Origin of the sequence: Larkinella fluvii, assembly GCF_051857545.1 — a bacterium.
Classification (GTDB): domain Bacteria; phylum Bacteroidota; class Bacteroidia; order Cytophagales; family Spirosomataceae; genus Larkinella.
Map to the genome: position 1 here is coordinate 88450 of NZ_JBPZHB010000006.1, position 24464 is coordinate 112913.

At 54.6% G+C, this 24464-nt stretch carries 20 protein-coding genes; 15 read left to right on the plus strand and 5 right to left on the minus strand.

The features are described from left to right. The first annotated feature begins 7 nt into the window (after positions 1–7). The 13 genes from ACS5NO_RS16600 (at position 8) to ACS5NO_RS16660 (ending at position 17138) form a co-directional block, all read left to right on the plus strand. The gene (locus ACS5NO_RS16600; RefSeq protein ID WP_439416213.1) at positions 8–1489 is read left to right on the plus strand and encodes a RagB/SusD family nutrient uptake outer membrane protein; all 1482 of its coding nucleotides are present in this window, start codon (positions 8–10) and stop codon (positions 1487–1489) included. A 94-nt stretch (positions 1490–1583) separates the two neighbouring features. Further along, positions 1584–2927 (plus strand): sialidase family protein, encoded by a 1344-nt coding sequence (locus ACS5NO_RS16605; protein WP_439416214.1) that lies wholly within the window; start codon positions 1584–1586, stop codon positions 2925–2927. A gap of 35 nt (positions 2928–2962) precedes the next feature. Then, a complete protein-coding gene (locus ACS5NO_RS16610) occupies positions 2963–4342 on the plus strand; it encodes a sialidase family protein (RefSeq protein ID WP_439416215.1) in 1380 nt (459 codons plus the stop codon). 179 nt (positions 4343–4521) lie between these two features. Continuing rightward, on the plus strand, positions 4522–6324 hold the full coding sequence (locus ACS5NO_RS16615; RefSeq protein WP_439416216.1) for a hypothetical protein: 1803 nt from the start codon (positions 4522–4524) through the stop codon (positions 6322–6324). Continuing rightward, positions 6321–7961 carry a glycoside hydrolase family 32 protein gene (locus ACS5NO_RS16620; RefSeq protein WP_222930247.1) on the plus strand — a complete coding sequence of 547 codons (1641 nt, stop codon included), beginning with the start codon at positions 6321–6323 and terminating at the stop codon, positions 7959–7961. The genes ACS5NO_RS16615 and ACS5NO_RS16620 overlap by 4 nt, the downstream gene beginning before the upstream one ends. Positions 7962–8160: 199 nt before the next feature. After that, a complete protein-coding gene (locus ACS5NO_RS16625) occupies positions 8161–9366 on the plus strand; it encodes a sialidase family protein (protein WP_439416217.1) in 1206 nt (401 codons plus the stop codon). 39 nt (positions 9367–9405) lie between these two features. Further along, a complete protein-coding gene (locus ACS5NO_RS16630) occupies positions 9406–10665 on the plus strand; it encodes a spinster family MFS transporter (RefSeq protein ID WP_439416218.1) in 1260 nt (419 codons plus the stop codon). Positions 10666–10678: 13 nt separating this feature from the next. Next, complete coding sequence (locus tag ACS5NO_RS16635) at positions 10679–11713, plus strand: hypothetical protein (protein WP_439416219.1); 1035 nt, start codon at positions 10679–10681, stop codon at positions 11711–11713. Positions 11714–11720: 7 nt separating this feature from the next. Beyond that, positions 11721–12686 carry a dihydrodipicolinate synthase family protein gene (locus ACS5NO_RS16640; RefSeq protein WP_439416220.1) on the plus strand — a complete coding sequence of 322 codons (966 nt, stop codon included), beginning with the start codon at positions 11721–11723 and terminating at the stop codon, positions 12684–12686. Further along, on the plus strand, positions 12683–13621 hold the full coding sequence (locus ACS5NO_RS16645) for a hypothetical protein (protein ID WP_439416221.1): 939 nt from the start codon (positions 12683–12685) through the stop codon (positions 13619–13621). The genes ACS5NO_RS16640 and ACS5NO_RS16645 overlap by 4 nt, the downstream gene beginning before the upstream one ends. 32 nt (positions 13622–13653) lie before the next feature. Then, positions 13654–14598 (plus strand): Gfo/Idh/MocA family protein, encoded by a 945-nt coding sequence (locus ACS5NO_RS16650; protein ID WP_439416222.1) that lies wholly within the window; start codon positions 13654–13656, stop codon positions 14596–14598. 1 nt (position 14599) lies between these two features. Next, complete coding sequence (locus tag ACS5NO_RS16655) at positions 14600–15391, plus strand: SDR family oxidoreductase (protein WP_439416223.1); 792 nt, start codon at positions 14600–14602, stop codon at positions 15389–15391. Between the two features lie 61 nt (positions 15392–15452). Further along, the gene (locus ACS5NO_RS16660; RefSeq protein ID WP_439416224.1) at positions 15453–17138 is read left to right on the plus strand and encodes a M28 family metallopeptidase; all 1686 of its coding nucleotides are present in this window, start codon (positions 15453–15455) and stop codon (positions 17136–17138) included. Positions 17139–17293: 155 nt separating this feature from the next. Here the strand turns inward: ACS5NO_RS16660 and ACS5NO_RS16665 are convergent, their stop codons facing one another. The 5 genes from ACS5NO_RS16665 to ACS5NO_RS16685 form a co-directional block, all read right to left on the minus strand. Next, positions 17294–17458, minus strand: coding sequence for a hypothetical protein (locus ACS5NO_RS16665; protein WP_439416225.1), 165 nt, complete (start codon positions 17456–17458; stop codon positions 17294–17296). Positions 17459–17463: 5 nt separating this feature from the next. Then, positions 17464–17988, minus strand: coding sequence for a hypothetical protein (locus ACS5NO_RS16670; RefSeq protein WP_439416226.1), 525 nt, complete (start codon positions 17986–17988; stop codon positions 17464–17466). A gap of 95 nt (positions 17989–18083) precedes the next feature. Next, a complete protein-coding gene (locus ACS5NO_RS16675) occupies positions 18084–19643 on the minus strand; it encodes an ABC transporter permease/substrate-binding protein (RefSeq protein ID WP_439416227.1) in 1560 nt (519 codons plus the stop codon). A 12-nt stretch (positions 19644–19655) separates the two neighbouring features. Continuing rightward, positions 19656–20612 (minus strand): ABC transporter ATP-binding protein, encoded by a 957-nt coding sequence (locus tag ACS5NO_RS16680; protein ID WP_439416228.1) that lies wholly within the window; start codon positions 20610–20612, stop codon positions 19656–19658. Positions 20613–20641: 29 nt separating this feature from the next. Further along, entirely contained in the window at positions 20642–21202 is a 561-nt protein-coding gene (locus ACS5NO_RS16685) for a sugar O-acetyltransferase (protein ID WP_439416229.1), read from the minus strand. Between the two features lie 228 nt (positions 21203–21430). On the opposite strand from ACS5NO_RS16685, the gene ACS5NO_RS16690 reads away from it, so the two are divergent. Then, on the plus strand, positions 21431–23347 hold the full coding sequence (locus ACS5NO_RS16690; protein ID WP_439416230.1) for a sensor histidine kinase: 1917 nt from the start codon (positions 21431–21433) through the stop codon (positions 23345–23347). Positions 23348–23509: 162 nt separating this feature from the next. Beyond that, a complete protein-coding gene (locus ACS5NO_RS16695; protein WP_439416231.1) occupies positions 23510–24412 on the plus strand; it encodes a ThuA domain-containing protein in 903 nt (300 codons plus the stop codon). Positions 24413–24464: the final 52 nt, after the last annotated feature.

The window sequence follows — 24464 nt, forward strand, 5'->3', positions numbered from 1 at the left end:
CTGAACCATGAAATCACCTTATAAACTCGTTTCGGGAGTCTTACTGGGTCTGCTGCTCAGTACCTCATCCTGCACCGACCAACTGATGCTCGACCCGACGAGCGTGATCACCAATGCATCGTTCTGGAAAACGGAAGATGACGCCAAAGGCGGCTTGAACGGGATGTACGTCAAACTGCGGAACGAAGCGCTGCTCAACCTGTATATTTACGGTGAGGGCCGTAGTGAAGTGATGCAGAAATCGCTGGCCGGCACCCTGGATTATGACCGCTTCTATCTGAACACCCTCAACCAGGCAGGTGCCGGTCCCGACTGGATCGGCTTGTATTCGGCGGTGAATGCCGCCAACCTGATTCTGAAATACGTACCGACAATTACCTTTAATTCGGAAAACGTAAAGAACAGCACGTTGGCGCAGGCTTATGCCATGCGGGCTTATCTCTACTTCGTTATGGTCAGAACCTGGGGCGATTTGCCACTGCGGACCCTGCCCACTGAAGGCTATGACCCGGAAACGACCTTTCTGGAACGATCGCCCGCTGCGGATGTTTTTAAGCTGATCAAAGAAGATATTGAAAAAGCGCTCCAACTTTTCCCAGACAACAACTTTACCAACGGCCGGAGCATGTGGTCGAAACCGTCGGTCAACGCCCTGAAAGCCGATGTGTATTTATGGACGGGCAAACGCGCCAACGGTGGACAGGCCGATTTCACCACAGCCTTAGCCGCCTGCGACGAAGTGGCCAAAGCCGACGTTTCGCTGCTGGCCGACTATGCCAGCCTGTTCAAATATACCAACAAAGGCAGCAAGGAAATTCTGATGTCGGTGGGCTTCCGGTATCTGGAAGCAACGGACAACTACTTCAATAACATTTACATGGCCGTTGGGGCTTTGCCTGCCAATGCTGAGGCCGCTTCCAAAGCCATCGTCGGCGTTTCGGGCGGAAACAACGTCTGGGAACCCAGTGCGCTCGTTCGCAACCAGTTTTCGGTTGATGACCAGCGCCGGGCCGGTACTTTTCACGAGGTCTACACGACCGGTGCCAATGGCGCCCGAACCTATTTCATCTCGGTGCAGACGAAAGGACAGGGAACCGTTGAAGGGGGCGTCCGGTTTTTTGTCGACGACATCATTCTGTATCGTTATGCGGATGTTTTGTTGATGAAGGCTGAAGCCAAAAACGCCCTGGGGCAGGACCCGAGTACGGAAATGAATCTGGTGCGGCAACGGGCCTACGGAACCAAATTCGATGCCTATAAATTCGTCAACGGAACCAAAGAAGCCAACGATGCGGCTATTCTGAAAGAACGACTGCTGGAACTGATGCTGGAAGGCAAACGCTGGTGGGATCTGGTCCGGTTTGGCAAAGCGTTCGACATCGTTCCCTCGCTGCAAGCTCAAAAAGGCAAGGATCACCTGCTGCTGTTCCCGATTTCGAGCAACGTACTGAGTCTGGAACCGAAGATCAAGCAGAATCCCGGTTATTGAGTACCCACCCGGGCAACCAGCGCACATTTAAAACGTGCGCTGGTTGCCCGTTTTTTCTGATCGCTCCCCTCCTTTGGCTGAACTCCTAACCCCAATGAATAAATCTCCTTTTGTCCTTCTGCTTTGCACCCTTTCGCTGGTTGGCAAAAGCCAACAACCGGGTGCTCCTTCCATGAACTGGGAGGAAAAGAAAAACCAGTCCCTTTCCGTCATCACGCCCGGCATTCCGGCCTATGGAAAAACGGAAGTTGCTTATCAGCAGAATGGCAAGGAAAAGTATCGGGTAACGCTGGGGCAACCCGTTGTCGTGACAGTGGCCGATAAAGCAGTAGGCTGGGGCTATTTCCAGTTTCCATCGATTTACCGCAGCGTCGACGGCGCGCTCGTGGCATCGTGGGCCATGCACTCCGACCATGCCGAAAGTTACGGAAAGGATAGCAACGGTTATGCTGTTTCGACCGATGGCGGCAAAACCTGGACCCCTCACCCGGGTTCACGACCGCTGGGCGACGGTTTGGTGCTGCCCAATGGCGACCGGATCAAAAACTATACGCCAGCCGCGATCGACACCAGCACCCTGAAACTCCCCAAAAAAGTAGGGACGACCCCGGAAACGTACGGCCGGAGTTTCTCCTATTATAAAGTGGATGAGTTACCGGAAAAGCTACAGGGCGTTTACATCAACCGCCTGAAAAAAGGCCAAAAAGAGTGGACGCTGGAACACAACCAACTCATTGATCCAACGGCGGTTCGCTACACCGACGACAAGCTTTTTCCGCTGGTATGGTGGGGCGACATGCGCTTGGAATCCACGAAGGAAATCATGACCGGCACCTACCCCGGTTTTTCGCTCCAAAACGGAAAAGTGGCCGCATCCGGGGTGCATTTTTACCGATCGACCGATCAGGGCAAGACCTGGAAAATCGTCGGCCGAATTCCCTACGCGCCGGATTTAACCCATGACCCCAACGGCAATAAACGACTTGCCCTGGGTTTTACGGAGCCTGCTTTCGAAATTCTGAAAGACGGTTCTTACCTCTGCGTCCTCCGAACCACCGACGGGCTGGGCAACAGCCCGATGTACGTCAGCCGGTCGACCGATAAAGGCGCAACCTGGAGTCACCCGAAGGCGTTTACGAGTTCGGGGGTGTTGCCCAAATTGCTCCAGTTAAGCAACGGGGTAACGGCTTTGGCTTCGGGCCGACCCGGAATGCAACTCCGTTTTTCAACGACGTCGGACGGCCTGCAATGGACCGATGCCTTTGAAATGCTGCCCTTCGGAGACCCAAAAGACCAGGTTTCCTGCGGATATCCGGAACTGTTAGCAACGGGTCCAAACAAATTTTTACTGATTTACTCGGATTTCAAATACAAGAACGAAAAAGGCGAAATCCGCAAAGCCATCAAGGTTCGTGAGATCACGGTTACCCCGCGCTGACCTTCCCTTTTCTTTGCTCAACACCCTCACTTTCAATGAAAAAATCCTACCTCCTTCTTTTCGGGCTTGTTTTGGGCGGCTGCAAAACCGCCCAAAAAGCAGCGGCTCCCGCCCTGGAATGGGCCGAACGAAATGAGCCTCTTTCCGTTATCATGCACGGTATTCCGGCATACGGCAAAACCGATATTCTGTATAAACAGAATGGCCGGAAAAAATACCGGGTAACGCTGGGTGAACCGGCGGTGGTGAGTGTTGCCGACAAAGTGGAAGAATGGGGCTTTTTCCAGTTTCCAACCATCGCCAGCACCGCCAACGGGGCGATTTTGGCCAAATGGCACATGGCCAAAGACGCCATGGAATCCTACGGAAACACCCTGTCGCCGTCGTCCATTTCCACCGACGGTGGCAAAACCTGGCAACAAAACCCGAAAAGCTGGGAAGAAACCGGCGCCGATGAAGGGTTGCTGCTGCCCAATGGTGATCGCATTAAAATTCTGACCCCAACGCCCCTCAAAGAAGCCGAGCTGGCAATGCCGAAATCACTGGGTTCGATAACCCGCAGAAAATACGAACACAAATTCTTTAAACTAACCGAACTCCCGGCGAGTCGGCAGGGCGTTTTTCTGGCCCGCCGGAAGAAAGGTGAAACCACCTGGCAGGAGGAACACGCCCCACTCGACGACCCGCAGGCCCTGCGTTACAGCCTGCGCGGGATGGTGCCAGTGGTGTGGTGGGGCGACATGAAAGTGGCCGCCGATGGCGCAGTTGTGGCCTGTATTTATCCGGGATTCCACATTCGGGAAGACGGAAGCGTGGACCCGAAAGGCGGGGTTTTCTTCTATCGTTCCACCGATTCGGGAAAATCCTGGAAAATCCTGAGCCGCATTCCGTACCAGCCCGACACCAAAATCGACACCAACGGCGTGAACAAGTACTGGTTTACCGAACCGACTTTTGAAATTCTGGCCGACGGCACCTACCTCAGCGTCATCCGTTCGCACGACATTTACAGCGGTCCCATGTACGCCAGCCGCTCCACCGATCAGGGTAAAACCTGGACCAAACCGAAGGTCATTACGCCCAACGGTGTACTGCCCCGCTTGCTGCAGTTGGCCAATGGTGTCACGGTGGTTTCGGCCGGTCGCCCGGGCGTTCAGCTCCGGTTTTCGAACGACGGAAAAGGCGAGAAATGGACCAATGGTTTCGAAATGATGTCCTTTGGACAACCCGATTCGCAACCGTATCTGGAAAATGACCGGGGCAAAACCGAGCCGGTTTCCTGCGGTTACACCGGTTTGCTGGCGACCGGTCCAGACAAATTCCTGGTGATTTATTCCGACTTTATGCACAAAAATGCGCAGGGACAACCCCGCAAAGCCATCAAAGTGCGGGAAGTGACGGTTGCTCCGCTTTGAATAGAATCTTATTGATTTTCACTAAATAACCGAACCTTTTGTCCCGTAGGGATTTAACAGCGTGGCGTCGGTAGTATTAGATTCATCTATTTTAAGTCCAGCGTACCGTGAGGTACGTGACCGTACTAGTGCCTCGAATCGGTTGCGTACCCCACGGGCTTAACTAACCCACTCATCTTATGACCCACCGTAACTGGCTTTATCTCGCACTTTGTCTTGGCTGTACGGTTTCTGCCGGAGCAGCGGATTGGAAGCAGAATCGGGCGCACGGAAACCCGGTGGTCGCTGATTCGAATCAGACGGCAAAAGCGAAGAAGAAGCCGAAGAAAGAAGCCGTACCGTTTTTATACAGTCCGCAGGCGGCTCCAACCCCAACGTTGCTGTTTGATTATTACCACCGCAAAGGGCCCAGCACCAAAGTCGGCAACTACATGGTAACCGGTTCCTGGACCACGATCAACGGTCGCTACGGCTGGGATGATTTTGTCCACACCAATACGTTCGACCCGGTTTTTGTCGCGCTGGAAAAAGAATTTGCCATTTCGATGGCGCAGGAACCGTATTCAGAAACCCTGCTGGCGACGAAAGACGCCGTTGTCATTGTCAATCCCGACAATCCGAAACTGGACCCCACGGCCAACCTCATCACCGATGCCGAGATCGCAATGCTCCGGCGGTATGTCGAGAAAGGCGGCAGTTTGATGGTGATGATCAACAGCGGGGGCGACGACCGTGCTGCTGAAGATTTTGAAGGCGTCCAGTTGCGCAAACTGGTGCGCAGTTTCGGCCTCGACTGGAACAGCGACGACACGCATTATTCGGACGTGGCCATCGGCGAAAACCACCCGTATTTCTACGACGTACCCATTTTTCACTACGGTTCGGGTTGTACGCTGCGCATTCTGCCGGAAGCCAAAAATCCGACGGTTCTAATGCAGGTCGCATCCGACGCGGGCTACCCCGACCGCAACGTCAAAGGCCCTGGCATCGTGATGACGCGACCGGGAAAAGGGAAATTCATTCTGGTGGGCGACAACGGTTCGTGGACCGGCAATATGTCGCGTCCCTGGGCCGAAAACGAACGGATTCTGAAGCAGTTGTTCCGGTATTTAAAGCCTGATCAGGGCGTTAAAGCCCCCCAGTTACCAGCGGGTAAGACCTTCACCTATGAAGTGACCGTGGCCGAATTGCAAGGCATTCCGGTGACGAACACGCTGACGAAAGTCGAGCACCCCCATTTCAAGCTATTTTCACCCCGACCGGCCACCAACATGCCATACCTGGAAGCGACGGCCAGCCTGACGCTGAAAGTGGGGAAACACAGCGCCGAAGAAGCCGCTCCGCTGACCGCCGAGGTGACCGGCTTTCGGTGGTTCGAGGAAGGTCCTCAGGAAAAACAGCAGATCAACTTCGTGGCCAGTCGCCAGGGAAAAGTGAGTCAGATTGAGGCAAAGGGCCACGCGGCTCAGTGGCTGGCTCCGGACATTGCGGTGTTGGTGCCGCTGCTGCCGGTGGATGGCATCCGTCCGGGCGACCATTGGGAAAGCCTTGAAAATGTGCGCGTTCCGATGCTGAACGGCACGGATTTGCCACCGGTTAAACCGACTACCATGAGCATGACTTACATCAACGACACCGAGCTGGCAGGCCGGGCGTGTCGATTGATTCGGGCCACCGGCGAAGTCTGGCTCAGTGACCTGGGCGTCCGGGTGGAAGATTTGTTGCCCGACGAAGAAGCCCGGCAGGTGGGCGGTTCCCGCTACCGGTTTTTCAACGAGCACGGTGGGAAGATTCTGTACAAACGCGAGCAGTGGGTGGACCGGGAAACCGGAACCGTGATCAAGGGCCGGGTGCAGACCCGAATTGTGGCCTGGATTCAGGACAAAACTGTACCCGTCGGCAGCAGCAATGCCGTCAAGGACCAGCAGATGATTGTGTCGATGGCCCACAGCACCACGTTTAATCTGAAGGAAGCAAAATGAGAGGTCGACTAGCCGAAAACATAGTTTCTGTTGTTCTGATCGCAGAAACGCTATTTTCTTCGCTCACGATGGCGCAGGAAAACCGGGCGTCCAAAGTGCCGTTTTACACCTTTGGAACGACGCTGGCGGAGCAGGAAAAGCAGTTGAAAGTCAATCCGATGCTAAAGCGGTTTGATGCTTCCCGCAAAGAACTCGCCGAAGATCACCACCGGCCCACGTACCATTACGTGAGTCCGGAAGGAATCATGAACGATCCGAACGGGTTGTGTTTCTGGCAGGGCCGCTGGCACATGTTCTATCAGGGATTCCCGCCGGAGGATCCGCGCGTGCATTGGGGCCACGTCGTCAGCACCGACCTCATTCACTGGCGGGATTTGCCCTACGCCATTTACCCCAATCCGGAAGACCGGGTGTATTCGGGAACGACCTTCGTGGAAAAAGACCGGGTGATTGCGATGTACCACGGGGTTGGCTCCGGTTCTATGGTGGCAACTTCCACCGATCCCTTGCTGCTGAACTGGACCAAGCTGGGAAACAAACCGGTGATCCCGATTCCGAAACCGGGCGAACAATTACCGTACAACGTTTTCGACCCGGCCATCTGGAAAAAAGGCGATCAGTATTACAGCGTGCTGGCCGGGCAGCGTCCGGTGGGGCCAGGCAACAAAATGGTTCGGGCTCTTTTTCTGTTTCGGTCAACCGATCTAGCAAACTGGCAGTATTTGCATCCCTTCATCGAAAACGACGGTTACGGGATGGTCGGCGACGACGGTGCCTGTCCGTATTTCTGGCCGATTGGCAACAAAGGGAAGTATATTCTGCTGCATTTCAGCCATATGAGTGGCGGAAAATACCTGCTGGGCGATTATGATCAGGTGAACGACAAATTCATCGTTACGGATGGCGGCAATTTCAACCACGGGCCGATGTTGCCCAACGGCGTTCATGCGCCCTCGGCGTATCCCGACGGAAAGGGCGGTATTAACGTCATTTTCAACATCAACGAAGGCAAGGCCGACAAAACCTGGGGCCGGATTATGACGCTGCCCCGGCTTTTGACGCTGGACGAAAACGGAAAATTACTGATGTCTCCCGCGGGCGACATTGCGTCTTTACGCTCGAAAAAAGTAACCGTGGCAGAAACGCCCTTGCCCGACAATCAGGAAATCGTGCTGTCGGCGGTTTCCGGGAATGCGCTGGAAATGCACGCGGTCATTGATCCGAAAAACTCGCCAACGATTGAGCTGAACGTCCTCCGTTCGCCGGGGAAAGAGGAATACACCCGCATTCTATTCTATAAAAACGGCGGTTTCTGGGATCGGTCCGTGCCGGGAAAAGCCGTCCAATACAGCGCCATCTCGATTGATAATTCCACCGCTTCTACGCTGGAGGGAGTTCGATCGCGGGTGCCGGAAACCGCTTCGGTCTTGATCAATGAAGGCGAACTGATCGACCTGCGGATTTTTGTGGATAAAAGTATCGTGGAGGTTTTCGTGAATGGTCGGCAGTGCGTGGCGGTGCGCATGTATCCGGGTCGCAGCGACAGCCAGGGCGTTTCCATTCAGGCGCACGGCAGCCCGGCCACGCTCAAATCGCTGGAAGCCTGGCAAATGGAAAATCTGTTCGCCAAACCGTAAGATTGATACAATCATTCAGAAACCGCCCGGCTAACTGGTAATCCCTTCGGTAACTTTGAAAAATAGTACAACAAATCGAAACAAAAGTAGCAGGATGACTAATGGACAAAACTTAATTTTGCATACGTTCCATCGCAAAGAATAAAATACCATTCAATTTTAAATTGATAAACGAAATCCGATAACCCTACCCGCCCTCATGACCGTAAACCTGAAAAGTGCCTGCTCGTTTTTTCTGCTTTCGGGCGTTGTGGCCCTCGGCCTGATGTCATTTGTTTCGGAAAACGCCCCTGCCCCTCAAACCACCGATGTCCCGCCCGCCCGGAAAGTGAAGGATTTCGTAATTTACAAAGACGAGCGGTTTTATGCTTCGTTTCCGTCGATTGTCAAAAAACCAAACGGCGAATTACTGCTGACTTTTCGGCGGGCTCCGGACCGGAAAGGGTTTGGCGAAAAAGGCACGACGCACGTAGATCCGAATAGCTACCTGGTGGCACTCCGGTCGAAAGATGGCGAAAACTGGACGAAAGAACCGGAACTGATTTACTCCCACACCTTCGGCGGCTCGCAGGACCCGTGTCTGTTGCAACTGAAAAACGGCGATATTCTGTGCGCCAGTTACGGCTGGGCGTTTCTCCGTCCCGACGGCATGGCAAATCTGAAAAAACCGTATTTTGAAGCGGGTGGAGCCATTTTTCTGGGCGGCTACCTTGTTCGTTCGACAGACGGCGGAAAGAACTGGCAGGGACCGATTTATCCCCCGCACATTAAGCCCGAAATCAACTTCAGTCCGCTCGGTGGCGTACCCATTCCGGCCTACAACCGGGGGGCGTTGTATGAAGGCAAAAGCGGTCGCATCTATTGGGTGGTGGCCGCCAGCGATTCCCAGTCACCGAAGAAAACGTCGAACCACCTGATCGTTTCGGACGACAAAGGACTGACCTGGAAATACGAAAGTGTCGTGGCCATCGACGATAAAATAGCGTTCAACGAAGCCTCCGCCTACGAAACGCCCAAAGGCGACATCATCGGTTTTTTGCGCACCGCGAATATGGACGATCAGGCGTGTATTGCCCGCTCGACCGACGGCGGAAAGAGTTTCAAATGGGAATCGATGGGTTTTCAGGGCCATCCGATGCAGGCCACGCGACTGGCCGACAACCGGGTGTTGCTGGTCTACGGCTACCGGCATCAACCCTTCGGCATCCGCGCCCGCATCCTGAACGCGGAATGTACCGATTTTAAAACCGCCCCCGAAATCATCCTGCGGGAAGATGGCGGTAACGGCGACATTGGCTATCCGTGGTCGGTGCAGCTCGACAAGAAACGCGTACTGGTGGTGTATTACTACAACCTGGACAACAGTACCCGCCACATTGCCGGTTCGATCCTGGAACTACAATAAACAGACTATTCCTGCGGGCATTAACCTCTGAAACTTTTTATGAAAACCGATACGCTCGCTATTCCCCCGAAAGTTTCCGCCCTGCCCAAAGGGGCCTGGCTGGCCGTAGCGCTTCTCTGCGTGGTCGGTTGTCTCAACTACCTCGACCGCACCATGATCACCACCATGCGTGAATCGATCAAGACGGCCATTCCGATGACAGACGCGCAGTTTGGGTTACTGACGGCGGTTTTTCTGTGGATTTATGGCCTCATGAGCCCTTTTGCCGGTTTTCTGGCCGATCGCTACAACCGCAGTCGGGTCATCATCGGCAGCCTCTTCGTCTGGTCGCTGGTTACGTGGCTGACCTCCCAGGCCACTACTTTCAACGAATTGCTGGCGACCCGGGCTCTGATGGGCATTAGTGAAGCCTGCTACATTCCGGCCGCCATGGCGCTCATTGTCGATTACCACCGGGGATCCACCCGCTCGCTGGCGACGGGTATTCATATTGCCGGTGTGATGGTGGGGCAAAGCCTCGGTTTTGTCGGCGGCATGATTGCCGAAAGCCACGACTGGAGTGTTGCGTTCAGCGTTTTCGGGCTGGTCGGTGTGGTGTATTCGGTCATTTTGCTTTTCTTTCTGCGGGATGCACCAAACCCGGTGGAAACGCCAAAAACCGCTACGCAGTCGGTAATTCCCGTCCGATTCGGCGATGCGGTTCGTCATTTATTCAGCAACCCTTCGTACCTGATGCTGCTGATTTTCTGGGGCTTGCTGGGCGTACTCGGCTGGCTGATTGTGGGGTGGTTACCAACCTTTTATCAGGAACAGTTTAATCTTTCACAGTCGCAGGCCGGTTTATACGCGACCGGTTATTTTCACACGGCCGCTCTCGTCGGCGTTCTGACCGGTGGCGCTCTGGCCGATCGGGTGAGTCTGAAAAACCCGCGTGGACGGATTCTGGTGCCGGCCATCGGGCTCTGTATTGCCGCTCCGGCCATTTTTCTGGCGAGTACGACGGATATTCTGCCGGTGGCCATCGTCGGATTTGTGTTCTACGCCTTCACGCGCGTGTTCAGCGACGCCAATATGATGCCCATTTTGTGCCTGGTTTCTGACCCCCGCTACCGGGCCACCGGCTACGGAATTCTGAATTTGTTCAGTTGTATCATCGGCGGACTTGGCCTCTATGCGGGTGGCGTTTTGCGCGATGCACAGGTCAGTTTCAGCCAGATATTCCAGGTTGCTACCGGACTGCTGGTCATCTGTGCGGTTATTTTATTTCTGCTTAAACCCAAACTAAATACCGAACAGTGACGCAATCGATACGATGAAAAAACTACTGCTATTCCTAACCCTGATTTCTTGCTGTTTCTGGTCGGCGCGCGCGCAGGACGGGACGTTCCCGGACTACGTGCGTGTCGCCAAAATCTGGGACCAGCCGCCCCACAGCGCGTTTACAGACCTGGTTTTGTTCAACAACGAATTCTACTGCACCTTTCGGGAAGGACTGACCCACGTCGATACGACCAACAGCGGGAAAGTACGGATTCTAAAATCCAAAGACGGCAAAGACTGGAAAAGCGTCGCGCTGCTGGCCATTCCTGCCCTCGACCTGCGCGACCCGAAACTGACCATTACGCCGGATAAAAAGCTGATGGTGACGATGGCCGGGGCGGTTTTCGGACCAACGGGCGGCAAAGTGAAAGTGCAGCGGATTGCGCCGATGGTTTCGTTTTCCGACAAAAAAGGCGCGAACTTTTCAGTGCCACAAAAATCGACCCTGGACCCGGCCATTTCACCTTCCAAAGACTGGATCTGGCGCACCACCTGGCACAACGGCGTTGGTTACGCCATCGACTATCAGGTTTTGACGGACGATAAATGGGTGATTTACCTGCTCAAAACCAAAGACGGGATTCAATACGACAAAGTTTCGGATCTCGATGTAACCGGTCGGCCCAATGAATCGACCATCCGGTTCGACAAAACCGGCAAAATGGTTGTGCTGATTCGCCGGGAAGCCGAAGATCAGATGGGCCTCGTGGCGGAAAGCCCGGCACCATATACCAACTGGACGTACCACAAAATGGCGATCCGGCTGGGTGGGCCAAACTTCCTGTTTTTGACGGATCAGAAACTGGTGATCGGCTCCCGGAACTACGCATCACCCAACAAAATGGCGTTGTATCTGACCGACCGTCAGGGAAAGATCACCAAAACGATTCCGTTCCCGAGCAGTGGCGACGCGAGCTACCCCGGCATGGTCATTCACCGGAATACACTCTGGGTTTCGTATTATTCGACCCACGACGGAAAATCCGCCATCTATCTGGCGCAGGTTCCACTCGATAAACTTGACTAATTGCCCCATGCCTGTTGAACCGCCTTCCGTAACCCGCCCGCTTGAAGCCGCCGATATTCGCGGCACCTGGGCCACGCTGATGCTCCCCATCAACGCGGATGATTCCATCGACTATAAACGGTTGGAAAAGGAAATCGAACGAGTCATCGGGTTCGGCGTCAACGGGTTATATTCCAACGGCACAGCGGGCGAATTTTACAACCAGACTGAAAGCGAATTCAGGCGTATTCACCGCTTGCTCGCCCACCGCTGTCGCGAAGCCGGTCTTCCGTTTCAGATTGGCGTGAGCCACATGAGTCCGTGGATTTCCCTAAACCGCCTGAAATGGGCGATCCGGCAGGAACCGGGGGCGGTTCAGCTCATTCTGCCCGACTGGTTTCCACCCACCGAAGCCGAAATTATGGCGTTTTTGAAGAAAATGGCTGCCGTTTCGGCGGACGTACGGATTGTGTTATACAACCCGCCCCATGCCAAAGTGCGGCTGACGCCCGTGCAATTCGGTCGGTTGAAAGACGCGGTGCCACAACTCGTTGGCGTTAAAGTGGCGGGTGGCGATGCGGTTTGGTATGAGCAGATGCGCGAGCACATGGCCGAATTATCTGTCTTTGTACCGGGCCATCGGCTGGCGACCGGTTTTCGGGAGGGCGCCCACGGTTCGTATTCGAATGTCGCCTGCCTGCATCCGCAACTGGCGCTGGACTGGTACCACCTGATGCAAACCGATCTGCCCCAGGCACTGGAATGGGAGCAGCGCATTCAGCAATTCATGACGGACTACATCGTTCCGTACATCCTCGACCAGAAGTATGCTGACCCGGCCTGTGATAAGTTTTTGGCCGCCGTGGGTGGCTGGTCGTCGGGCGATTGCCGGATGCGCTGGCCGTATCGCTCCATTCCAGCGTCCGGTGTGGCGGAAGCCCGAGCCGGAGCGCGGGCATTAATTCCGGCTTTTTCAACCCTTGTTCCCGAATGAAACGAATCCAAACCCTGCTATTTTTTTTTCTGTTTATGATTGACTTTGCTTCTACGCCGGTTTCTGCCCAATCCACCTCCGATGCCTTACGAAACCAGTGTCTTCAGGAACTGCGGACGGTTTTGAAGACAGAACAAGAATGGATCAAAGTACACGCGGCCGAGTATTTGCTCTGGATCGGCGAACCGGCTGGCGTCCGGGAAGTTTATCTGGAGGAACTGCGGCAGTTCGAAAAAAAATCACCGTATCGCATCGGCATCTGGCGGGTGCTGGCGCAGGCTTCCACCACTCCGGCAGAAAAGAAAAGGTGGACCGATCAAATTGCCGCAGCCTTTGCCGACCCCAACGGCACCGACCGCATCCATGCCGCCGAAACCCTGGCCAAACTCGGTATTTCACCCACCACGGTCGATGCTGAAGCCGCCCAAAAAGCGATTGCCGGAGAAAACCGGGCGTTGTCGCTCTACACGCTGTGGGGAGCAACCTTGTCGGATGCAAAATCGGCTCCTGCCAACCGTCAGAAATTTCTCGATCTGGCCCTCGCCCGCTCGGAAGAAACCGCCCCCCGAAAACTGGGGGCTTTTATCATCCGTCGGCTGGGAGGGCTCACCACCACCGAATGGAACCGTCTGGCCGAAGCCGCCTTGTCGGAACCGGTTTCGTCGGGCCTTCAATTGAATCTGGTGCATGCCGCGATGGTGACGGCTTCGCCGAAGGCCCGGCAGTCGGAGCCATACCGGCTTCTCCGAATCAAAATGTTAGCCGCGAAGGCATCCCCGGCCCTCGGTGATCAACTGGAACTGGCAACCGCACTGGCCGAAAAAGGCATTGCGGCCGACCTGCCGGTTTTGGTTCCAATGCTGAAACACGAAAATGCCGATGTGCGCGCCGGGGCCGCGTATGCTATTTTGAAAATTACTGCGAAAAAAGAATAAAACGCATTCGTTTGAAACCGCACTGGCGGGATATGAATACAACCCTTAAAACTGTGGTAAAACTCGGAATCATTGGAATGAGTGCGGGCAACGCCCATCCGTACTCCTGGTCGGCCATCATCAACGGTTTTTTTGATGCGGCTGAAATCAATCGGGTCGGGTATCCCGGTGTATCGGCGTATCTGACGGCCAACCGCGATCTGCTCGGCATTCCGGGGGCGCGGGTGACGCACGTCTGGACGCAGGATCGGGCGATTTCGGAAAGCATCGCCAAAGCCGTTCAGGTTGAGAACGTTGTCGATCAGATGACAGACCTGATCGGGCAGGTCGATGCCGTGATTCTGGGTCGCGATGATCCCGAAAACCACGTCGAAATGGCCAAACCGTTCATCGAAGCGGGCATTCCGCTCTTTATCGATAAACCGCTGGCCAGCAGCCCGGAAGATCTGGCGTATTTTTCGGAACAGGTCGCCAGGGGCAAGTTCATCATGTCCTGCTCGTCCATGCGCTACGCAACGGAATTGCGGGCGGTGAAAAACGAGTTCGGCGCCCTGGGAAAACTGCAACTTGCCACGTCCGTAGGGAAAAAAGACTGGATCAAGTACGGCGTTCACATGCTCGAAGGCTTGTTCATGGTGCTGGACGATCCGACGCCCGTTTCGGTCCGGCACGTCGGGCGCGACGGCGGGGATGTGGTATACCTGGAGTTTGCCGACGGTTTGCAGGCCACGGTGCATCTGTTCATGGACATTGCCCTGACGTTCCAGATTTCGTTGTTTGGCAAGGACGGCTGGCGGCTGATCGAAGTCAAAAACTGGTTTGGCATGTTTCGGGATAACCTGATTGAGTTTATCCGATCGGTCGAGGAAAACCAGCCCCGGCTGTCGTTTGCCAAAACCGAAAACATCATCAAAACCTTGCTGGCGGCCCGGGATAGTCTGTCGCAGGGCGGCAAAATCATTTATTTAAATTCGTAACATGGCGGATTTATTCACGGATGCATTCGGCCTGAACGGGAAAGACATCTGGGTCATTGGCGGGGCCGGTTATCTGGGACAAGCCACGGTTCACTTACTCCATGCTGCGGGTGCCAATGTGCTCTGTGCCGATCTGGACGACCGCGCGGCTGCCTTTGTTACCTCCGCCCAATTGGTTCCGCAAGTTACCCCGGCCACGCTTGACATCCGCCAGAGCGCTGCCATCCAGGCTTTTGTCAGCGAACAGATGCAGCGTCGGGGCGTCCCACACGGTCTGGTCAATCTGGCGTTCGCGTCGACCGGCAAAAAACTGGAGGAGTTGACCGAGCAGGATTTTGACGACGTGAACCACGGCGGACTCACGGCCACGTTTTTACTCGCCCGATCGGTCGGTCAGGAAATGGCCCGGCTGGGTCGGGGAAGCATCGTGCTGTTTTCCAGCATGTACGGCTCCGTGTCGCCCGATCCGGCGGCCTATGCAGCCCCAATGAACAAAAATCCGATTGAATACGGCGTCGGCAAAGCTGGCATTATTCAGATGACCCGCTATCTGGCGGTGCATTGGGGTCGGCAGGGCGTGCGGTGCAACTGCATTTCGCCCGGCCCGTTTCCCAATCCGGCGGTGCAGCAAAACGAGCCGGCGTTTGTGGAACGTCTCGCGCAAAAAACGCCCCTGGGTCGCGTCGGACAGTCGCCCGAAATCGCGGGTTCCGTAGCTTTTTTACTCTCCGATGCCGCATCGTACGTGACGGGCCAGAATTTGATGGTGGATGGTGGGTGGACTTCCTGGTAGAATTTTCTGTTATTTTATTGGGTTCTTCTTATCTTGGTTGTTTGAAAATTTGCGACCGGATATGAAAACCGCCTTAACCCTAAACTTCTTCCTCCTCAGCCTTTCCATCGTTTCCGCTCAGGATAAGGCCAAATCCGGCATTCCGGCCGACGCCCAAACCGCCGTTCAATCCGTGAAACCGGAAGCCATCCGCGCCCACATGCGCTTTCTGGCCGATGACGCCATGGAAGGCCGGAAACCCGGAACACGCGGCTACCGGCTGGCGGCCAATTACGTGATTTCGCAGTTTGAAGCCCTCGGCCTGCAACCGGCGGGCGACAACCTGACGTATTTGCAGAAAGTCCCGCTGCGCCAGTGGCGGGTAAACGAAGAAAACAGCTCGCTGACGCTGATCAGCAAGAAGGGTGAACAAACGCTGAACTTCGGAAAGAACTACATTTTAGCCCCGGTATATGGCAGCGAAAAAAGTGAGGTCACTGCGCCCGTTGTCTTTGTCGGTTTTGGCGTCACGGCCCCCGATTTGAACTACGACGATTATAAAAACATTGACGTCAAAGGCAAAATTGTGGCCTATTTCAACGGCGCACCGGCGGCTTTTCCGTCCAACCAGCGGGCCTATCACGGTTCGGCCAAACTGGAAAATGCGGCTGCCCACGGTGCGGTTGGCGTGATTTCGTTCAGCCTGCCCACCGATGTCCGCAACCGCATGGAAGCTTCGGCTCCACGCGCCCGGCAGGGCACCTACCGCTGGCTGGACAAGGGCGGCAAACCGCAGCGGGTTTTCCCGGAACTGAAAGGCGTCGCTTCGCTGGGTGATTCAACGGCGCGGACGGTTTTTGCCGAATCGGGCCACGCGTTGGCGGACGTCATTGCGGCTGCCAACAAGAGCATTCCACAAACATTTCCGCTCAATTTTTCGGTTCGGATGAAAACCGAAACCCAATCCGGGGGCGACATTGCCGGGTATAACGTGGTCGGTGTGCTGCCCGGAACCGACCCGGTTTTGAAGAACGAATACGTCGTGTACGTTTCGCACCTCGATCACCTCGGCATTGGCCGACCCGTCAAGGGCGACTCGATTTACAACGGCGCACACGACAACGCGTCGGGCGTTGGCATCAACCTCGAAGCGGCCCGGATGTACGCGTCGCTGCCGACCAAACCGAAGCGTTCGATTCTGTTCGTAGGCGTCACGGCGGAGGAAATGGGGCTGTTGGGTTCCGATTATTTCGCCAGCAACCCGACGGTTCCGAAAGAATCGATTGTGGCCAACCTGTGTCTGGATATGCCGTTTTTCTTTCACCCGCTGGTCGACATTGTGCCGTATGGCTACGAGCATTCCAGCATGGCGAAGGCCGTCAATGCCGCAGCTTCGTATCTGGGCGTGAAGGTCGCCAAAGACCCCATTCCCGAGCAGGTGGTGTTCATGCGCAGCGATCATTTCAGCTTCGTTCGGCAGGGCATTCCGGCCATTTATGTCAAAAGCGGGACGGATTCGGGCAATCCGCAAGTTGACGGACTGAAGCTGAACCTCGACTGGCGGGCGACGATCTACCACTCGCCCCAGGACGAAATCGACCAGCCGTTCGACTTCAACGCGGCCGCCAAACACGCCCAGCTCCAGTTTCTGATCGGTTATCTGACCGCCCAGAATCCGGAGCGGCCCACCTGGAATCCGGGCGATTTTTTCGGGAATAAATTCGGGACAAAACCGGGGAATAAAGTACCGGCGGATAGCGGAAAATAAGTGTCTTACCGACGAAACTCATCCGGCTATCGGATGACGCGAACGGATGGCGAACAATCACCGGATGAATATCGTCCGCAAACTCAGGTTAACGGGTAAAACAGTCTGTTACGGTTTGCCATGGAACATGCCGGTGGCTTGCGGTGAATGCGTTGCTAGGCGTAGTTTTTACTACTTTTTGTTGGTCGTTTTCTAGTTTTTTGTTGGCGCAGTTTCTTCTGCATCCGAATATATTCGCTGATCTTCTGATGTTCTTCCAGTGTTAAATCACGGCTATCAACTATAAAATCAACGTCTTTGGGTTCTTTAATGAGTCCCATTTTGATTAAGATTTGAAGTATCGGTTAATTAGTTTCAGTGCTTCTTTTGTATCGATAACCATGGTGTCACCGTACAGTATTTTAGCACCTACTGTTTGCTCATAATGGTTTTTTAGAGCCGTTTTAGCAATAAACGAAATAAAACCCTCGTATCCTTTTTCCAGAGAAACCCTACAGGCAAAAGCAACCAAATTACCAGGAACACCCAGATACACTTTGTCTTTACCTTTATTAAACACTGCACTTTCAATTAAGTGCATAAACACATGATCTCCTTTGTCCTGAATGCTTAATAAACCCTGGATAATAGTCGGATTGTTGACTGTCGTCAGTTTGTAAGCTTCCCGGTTTGGGTCCTTAAGCTCTTGCTTCCAATTAAACTGCCAATCTCTCTTTTTGATTTGTTTTTCATTTTGGGCTATTAATCGAGTGACTACTGTATCGAAAACTTCGCCAGTAATGGCATTTTCGATGGAATTAGTCAACTTGTCAATTTCTATATCAAGTGGAAACGGTGGATTAGCAAGCATAATTAAAGATACAAAAAAACAGGGTTACGGCCAACCCAAGTTTCTTCTTACATAAGTTAACTAACGGTATGTCAGTTGCTTGCTGGCTAGGTGAATTAATGATCCAGATACCGCTTTAGTTCCGAATTGGTCCGAATGCCCAACTGTTCCGCTTGTGCCTCGCGCATCATCAGGGCGTAGGTGTTGTTGAAACCCAACGGTTTCAGCCAGCTTATCTGGTATTTCTTGTCAAACTCCCGGCTGACGTACTGATAAACCGCTTTGGTGCTCACTTGTAGTGTATCCGAAACCGTCAGCGGAGGTTGCAGGATGACCAGCAAGCCGGTGCCGGTATATTCCGGATAGAGATCAAGATCCCCGGCGACCAGGGCATCGAAGCAGATTTTGGTGCCGCCCAGACCGGTTTTCGTAATCACCTCCAGCGCCGTCCGGTTTTCGACCAACTGCCGCACGATTTCGGCCAGAATGTATTGCTCCGTAAAAATCATAGCCCCGATCACAATCGCTCCCTGCCGTTTCTGGTCCTCCGGTTTCCGAAGCAAACCGGCGCTGGTCAGAAACTGCCGGGCCACGGCGGCTGGCGATTGGTGCAGGTGATCGACCTGGTAGTTCAGTTCGGTCATGGACGAATCCGAAAGCTGCCCGGCCAGCAGATCCAGCGTGGGTTGCAGTTCCGGGTGCAGTTTCAAGGTATTCTGCCGAACGACCAAAGCCGCTTCGTAGGGCGGAAACGCGTGTTTGTCGTCCGTCAGCGTCCGCAAATTGTAGGCTTTGATGCGCCCGTCGGTTGAATAGCCGCTGATAATATCCACCAGATTGGTGCGAACAGCTTCGTACATCAAATTCTGGTCGATCAGCCGCGACGCCAGATGCAGGTCGTACGTCCGAAGCAGAGCCGGGTAGCCATCGGCACGCCCGTAAAATTCGTGGGCAAAACCGGCACGCAAGGTCGGGCGACCCGCGCCCGGCACCAGATAGAACGACGACAGAACCGGGACGAGCAGAAAAAAAACCGCCATGATGCGAAACCGGCCCAAACCGCGCAGCTTCTGCAAACGAGCCAACCCGGCATCCAGCAGAACGGCCAGCAGGGCCGACGGAATGGTACCGGCCAGAATCATGTTGGTGTTGTTTAGGGCAATACCGCCAAAGATGAATTCCCCCAGTCCGCCAGCCGCGAGGTAAGCCGCCAGCGTCGCGACGCCGACATTGATGACCGTGGCCGTACGGATTCCGGCAAAAATAACCGGGAGTGCCAACGGGAATTCGAGCCGAACCAGCACCTGCCAGGGCGTGAGACCCATGCCCCGCGCGGCTTCTTTCAACGCCGGACTCACTTCCCGGATGCCGACATAGGTGTTCTGAACAATGGGCAACAGCGCATATAGGAACAGGGCCACAATGGCCGGTCCCGGACCAATCCCCAGCAGCGGAATCATGAAGCCCAGCAAGGCAATGCTCGGAATGGTTTGCAGCACGCCTACCGATCCCAGAACCACCCCGACGATGCGGGGGCGAAATGTAATCAACACACCCAGTGGGATGCCAATGATGAGTGCGATGCACAGCGACAGGAACGTCAGGCCGATGTGGGTCAGCGTTTGTTCGGCCAGTTTATCCGCATGTTCAACGATGAATTCGAAAAATTCCTGCACGGTCGGTACGGTTTACGATACGGATTGATTCTGGAGCAACTGCCCCAATGCGGGCCAGATCGTGGCCGACTGAATGGTTGTAAACCGTTGACTGGATTGGAAAACGATGGTTTCGGAGCCGGAAAGTTCGCTCATGACATCGGCCAGTTGGGTGTGGGCCGGAAAAAGCCGCGCTTCGGGGGGCGAAGTGGCTTCATCGGGCAGATAGGGCGATAAATCCTGGAGCGAAAAGGCGTGCAACTGGAGCGACAGCCACTGATCGGCGAAAAAATTGCGAACAAATTCATTGACTGGTCGCAGGAGCAGTTCGCGGGGCGTCCCGATCTGCTGGATGCGTCCGCCGTCCATCAACGCCACACGGTCGCCGAGTTCGAACGCTTCCCGGATGTCGTGCGTCACCAAAACGATGGTTTTTTGGCGTATTTCTTCCAGATTCCGGAATTCCCGACGAATCGCGCTTCGGGTAACGGGATCGAGTGCGCCCAACGGTTCGTCCATCAGCAGAATCGACGGTTGAGCCGCCAGCGCCCGGGCCAGCCCCACCCGCTGCCGTTGTCCGCCACTGAGCTCGCTGGGGTAGGCTTTCAGGAAGGTTTCGGGCAGGCGGAGCATCGCCATCAGTTCGCGAATGCGATCCTGAATCTTCCGTTCGTCCCATTGCAACAACCTCGGCACCAGGGCGATGTTTTCGCCGATGTTGTAATGCGGAAACAGGCCGGTTTCCTGAATCACGTAGCCAATTTCCCGCCGGAGTTCGTGGAGTTTCCGCTCGCCGATTGCCGTTCCGTTTACCTCGATGACACCGGACGTCGGCTCAATCAGCCGGTTGATCATCTTCAGCGTGGTGGTTTTGCCGGAACCGCTGGTTCCCAGCAGCACCAGCGTTTCGCGCGCGCCCACTTCGAAGGAGACGTCATCGACGGCCAGGTGAGTCGGGTATTGTTTGGTAAGGTGACGAACAGCAATCATAGGAACGCTAAACAGGGTTAAGAATCAGCTTATTCCGTAACTTCCCGAATCACCCGGCACGGATTACCGGCGGCAAACACATTCGCCGGAATGTCCCGCGTCACGATGCTTCCGGCCCCGATCGTGGTGTTGTCTCCGATGGTTACGCCCGGACAAACGACGACATTGCCGGCCAACCAGACGTTGTGGCCAATCGTAATGGGTTTGGCAATATCCGATCCCTTCTGAATGCGGTGGCTGGCCAGTAGCGGATGGGAAGCAGCATACAGGCTCACATTGGGGCCAATCAGCACATTGTTGCCAATGGTGACCGGGCAATAATCCAGAATGGTGCAGTTATAGTTGATGAAAACCGTGTCGCCGAGATGAATATAAGCGCCATAATCGCAATAGAAAGGCGGCTGAATGTCCGGATTTTTGCCAAATGATCCCAGCAGAATGCCCAGTATTTCTTCCCGGAGCGGCTGTTCGCTGTTCAGGGTCTGGTTATACTGCATGAATAATTCCCGGGCGCGCGCCCGCATCGCCAGCAATTCGGGGTCATTGGCCCAATACCATTCCCCGGCCAGCATTTTTTCCCGTTCGCTCATACTCGGATTTTAGGTAGAAATACCTTCATAAATCAAGCCAATATCATACGATTTTCTGCACAAATCATCCTGTTCCTGAAAAAGATAGCGAACGGTTTTCTCTCCTCCAGGCAAAGCCCGCAACGAATTTCCGCCACCCGGAACCGATCGCTCAATTTAACCCGCCTAAATGGACTTTTTATCAACTTTCAGACATGGTTTCTTTATCTTGAGGAAACAAATGCTAGTATGTTGTCCGTTACCTACGTCGGTAAACTACTTCTTACGCTCATCGTCTGCCTAGCTCTCGCGGATTCGCTCCCGGCCCAGCCGCTGGTTTACCCATTTGGGCCAACCCAACAGACGGGCCTTCCTGCCACACTAACCCCATCGAACCAAACCACCGAACACCGGTTTGTTGTGATAAACCCCGGTTCGCAACCCGCGCCCGTGGTGATCGAGGTTGGCAACTCAGCCGACTCGATCCGGCTGTATCAGGAACGGGGTAACATGCTGATTTTACTTGATTATACGGGCCAATTGGCCGCGACCCGCCCCCCGCCGGATCGCGTGATGCCTTACCTGCGCGACAAAAATCTGGTTTTATTTACGCTGGGTCCGGGGCAATCGGCGGCATACCGACTCCAGATTTTGAACAGGATGCGGGTATACTCCCGAACGTTTCCGGTCCGGCTATTCACCCCGGCGGCTTATAAGGCCAAAGAAGCGCTCTGGCTCTACGAATCCAAATACCAAAATCGCCTGGGTGAAACGTTTTTCTGGGGCATTATCCTGATGATGTTTCTTTTCACCAGCGCCCAATTCTTCCTGCTGCGCGAACGGATGTTTCTTTATTATGCGCTCTATCTATTGCTAGTGTTAGTCCGGTTGCTGATGCTCGACGAGTTCATCGTAGTTGACACCTGGCCGGTTTTTCGGGAGATCGGCTTTACCGGACGCGTCTCACTAACCACGTTTTTCTGGTCCTTATCGGCCTATACGTTTTTTTTGCGATCCTACGTGCAACTGGAAACCCGCGCGCCCCGTCTGAACCGGGCTTTTCGCTGGACGGGCTGGATTTTGTTCGGACTGGGGGCATTCGACCTCTTCATTACCATGAAGCGCCTGCTGAGTCTATTCCTGTTGGTTACCTACCAGTTCCTCGAAGTCAGCCTGCTGCTTTTCGGCCTGTTCTCGCTCTGGACCCTGTGGCGGTTTTACGACGCTACGGTTAAATACCTCTTTTGGGGAATGGTATTTTTCCTCACCGGCGGACTGATCAGTTTTATCAATCAGCAGGTGTTTTATGATGTACCTGGTCTGGATTTCCGGGAAGTTCTGATCTGGGCCACCAGCTACATCGCCGAATTGCTGGCTTTCTCGATCGGTCTGGCGAAACGGCAACAACTGGCTATGCAGGAAAAATTGCAGACGCAGACGGCGCTGGTCGAACAATTGCAGGAGAATCAACGCAAACAGGAGCAATTACTCCAGATCCGGGGCGACATTGCCCGCGATCTGCACGATGAACTCGGCTCCGAACTGAGCGGCATCAGCATCCTGAGCCAGGTGGCGATAGGGCAATTGGCCCACCAACCGGCCCAAGCCCAAACCGCTCTGACCACCATCGGCGAAACCGCCCGGCACATTATGGACCGGATGCGTGACATCGTTTGGAGTTTAACGCTCCACCAGCCCCAAAACGACGCGGCTGTCAACCGCCTGCAGAACATGGCCGGGAGCGTGTTTGAGCATACCGGTATTCGTCCGGTTCTGGAGATTTCTGCTCAGCTTCCCGTTGCGTCCCTGCCTCCCGATCAGTGGCGTAACCTGTCATTGATTTACAAAGAAACCCTGCACAACGTCGTCAAGCACGCCCGGGCAACGGAAGTGACCATCCGGCTGGAGGCTGAAGATCCTCACACGCTTTGTCTGACGATTCACGACAACGGGATTGGGTTTTCCCCGGATGCGCTACCGACGGGCCACGGTTTACGCAATCAGCACCACCGGGCTGCTGCATTGGGCGGCACAATTCACATCGACACCAAACCGGGGTCCGGTACCACGGTAACCCTCCGGTTTCCGGTTCAATCCATCAGTCTGGCCTTAGCCACCGTGACGCCGGTAGTTCATCAACGCTTCCGTGACGAAATGAACGCGTAGTTTTTTATCGGAAAGCCTTTTGTAGAATACCGTCTGCCTACTTCCTTCAATCACGTTACCAAAAAACGGTTTCCTGGTTCACAAAATACTACCCACGAGTAAATCCGCGCCCAAAATTCCTTAATTTGGCAGATTAGAACCTGGATCCTAAACCGACCCTTCATGAAAACCAAACGCAGAGCTTTTTTACAACAGACCTCCGGCCTGCTGGGACTCGCCGGCCTGCTGAGCCTGGCCGAAAACGAAGCCCTCGCCAACCGACTGAAATCACCGGCAAAAGCCGAAAAACCGTATATCGTTTTTGTTGCGGGCGACCATGAATACAGCGGTGAACAAACCCTGCCGCTGATTGCGGCCGAATTGGAAAAAAATTATGGCTTCCGGACCAAAGTCATCAAATCGGCTCCGGACCAGAATGCCGAAAAAAACATCCCCGGTCTGGAAGCCCTGCGGGAAGCCGATCTGGCGGTATTTTTCCTGCGGTGGCGGCAACTGCCCCCCGACCAACTCCAGTACATCGACGAATACCTCAAATCCGGAAAACCGGTTATGGGCTTCCGGACGTCCACGCACGCGTTTAATTTCCCGAAGGGAGATGCTTCGGAGGAATGGAATGCCTTTGGCGAAAGAGCGTTTGGCTCACCGCCGGGTTGGGGCAAGGCGGGGCATACGCACTACGGCCACGAAAGCACGACCGACGTAACGATCATTCCGGAAGCAGCAAAGAACCCCATCCTGACGGGCGTGGCCCCTTCGTTTCACGCGGCTTCGTGGCTCTACCGGGTTCGTCCGGACTATCCCCCCAAAGATGCGACGCTGCTGCTGATGGGAAAATCGGTCAATCCGGACAAACCGGCCATCGATAACCCGGTTGCCTGGACGTGGAAAAACAAAGCCAATGCGAAGGTGTTCTTCACCACCCTCGGACACCCAGAAGATTTCCAGCAGGAAAGTGTTCAGCGACTGACCATCAATGCCATACACTGGTTGCTGGGCAAGCCGGTCCCTAAAAAATGGAAGGGCAAAATAGCCATCAATGTGCCTTACCGGGGTATCGTGAAGTAGTTGCCCAAAGTCCCGCCGTTTCGAATCCGTATTACAATTAGAAGTTATAGAA

Excerpts from the sequence above, each read along its gene's own strand:
- ACS5NO_RS16650 (WP_439416222.1), top strand. The coding sequence starts at position 13,654 with ATGAATACAACCCTTAAAACTGTGGTAAAACTCGGAATCATTGGAATG.
- ACS5NO_RS16625 (WP_439416217.1), top strand. The coding sequence starts at position 8,161 with ATGACCGTAAACCTGAAAAGTGCCTGCTCGTTTTTTCTGCTTTCGGGC.
- ACS5NO_RS16690 (WP_439416230.1), top strand. The coding sequence starts at position 21,431 with ATGTTGTCCGTTACCTACGTCGGTAAACTACTTCTTACGCTCATCGTC.
- ACS5NO_RS16660 (WP_439416224.1), top strand. The coding sequence starts at position 15,453 with ATGAAAACCGCCTTAACCCTAAACTTCTTCCTCCTCAGCCTTTCCATC.
- ACS5NO_RS16605 (WP_439416214.1), top strand. The coding sequence starts at position 1,584 with ATGAATAAATCTCCTTTTGTCCTTCTGCTTTGCACCCTTTCGCTGGTT.
- ACS5NO_RS16610 (WP_439416215.1), top strand. The coding sequence starts at position 2,963 with ATGAAAAAATCCTACCTCCTTCTTTTCGGGCTTGTTTTGGGCGGCTGC.
- ACS5NO_RS16665 (WP_439416225.1), bottom strand. The coding sequence starts at position 17,458 with ATGGGACTCATTAAAGAACCCAAAGACGTTGATTTTATAGTTGATAGC.
- ACS5NO_RS16640 (WP_439416220.1), top strand. The coding sequence starts at position 11,721 with ATGCCTGTTGAACCGCCTTCCGTAACCCGCCCGCTTGAAGCCGCCGAT.
- ACS5NO_RS16600 (WP_439416213.1), top strand. The coding sequence starts at position 8 with ATGAAATCACCTTATAAACTCGTTTCGGGAGTCTTACTGGGTCTGCTG.
- ACS5NO_RS16630 (WP_439416218.1), top strand. The coding sequence starts at position 9,406 with ATGAAAACCGATACGCTCGCTATTCCCCCGAAAGTTTCCGCCCTGCCC.
- ACS5NO_RS16670 (WP_439416226.1), bottom strand. The coding sequence starts at position 17,988 with ATGCTTGCTAATCCACCGTTTCCACTTGATATAGAAATTGACAAGTTG.
- ACS5NO_RS16685 (WP_439416229.1), bottom strand. The coding sequence starts at position 21,202 with ATGAGCGAACGGGAAAAAATGCTGGCCGGGGAATGGTATTGGGCCAAT.
- ACS5NO_RS16635 (WP_439416219.1), top strand. The coding sequence starts at position 10,679 with ATGAAAAAACTACTGCTATTCCTAACCCTGATTTCTTGCTGTTTCTGG.
- ACS5NO_RS16695 (WP_439416231.1), top strand. The coding sequence starts at position 23,510 with ATGAAAACCAAACGCAGAGCTTTTTTACAACAGACCTCCGGCCTGCTG.
- ACS5NO_RS16655 (WP_439416223.1), top strand. The coding sequence starts at position 14,600 with ATGGCGGATTTATTCACGGATGCATTCGGCCTGAACGGGAAAGACATC.
- ACS5NO_RS16680 (WP_439416228.1), bottom strand. The coding sequence starts at position 20,612 with ATGATTGCTGTTCGTCACCTTACCAAACAATACCCGACTCACCTGGCC.
- ACS5NO_RS16620 (WP_222930247.1), top strand. The coding sequence starts at position 6,321 with ATGAGAGGTCGACTAGCCGAAAACATAGTTTCTGTTGTTCTGATCGCA.
- ACS5NO_RS16645 (WP_439416221.1), top strand. The coding sequence starts at position 12,683 with ATGAAACGAATCCAAACCCTGCTATTTTTTTTTCTGTTTATGATTGAC.
- ACS5NO_RS16615 (WP_439416216.1), top strand. The coding sequence starts at position 4,522 with ATGACCCACCGTAACTGGCTTTATCTCGCACTTTGTCTTGGCTGTACG.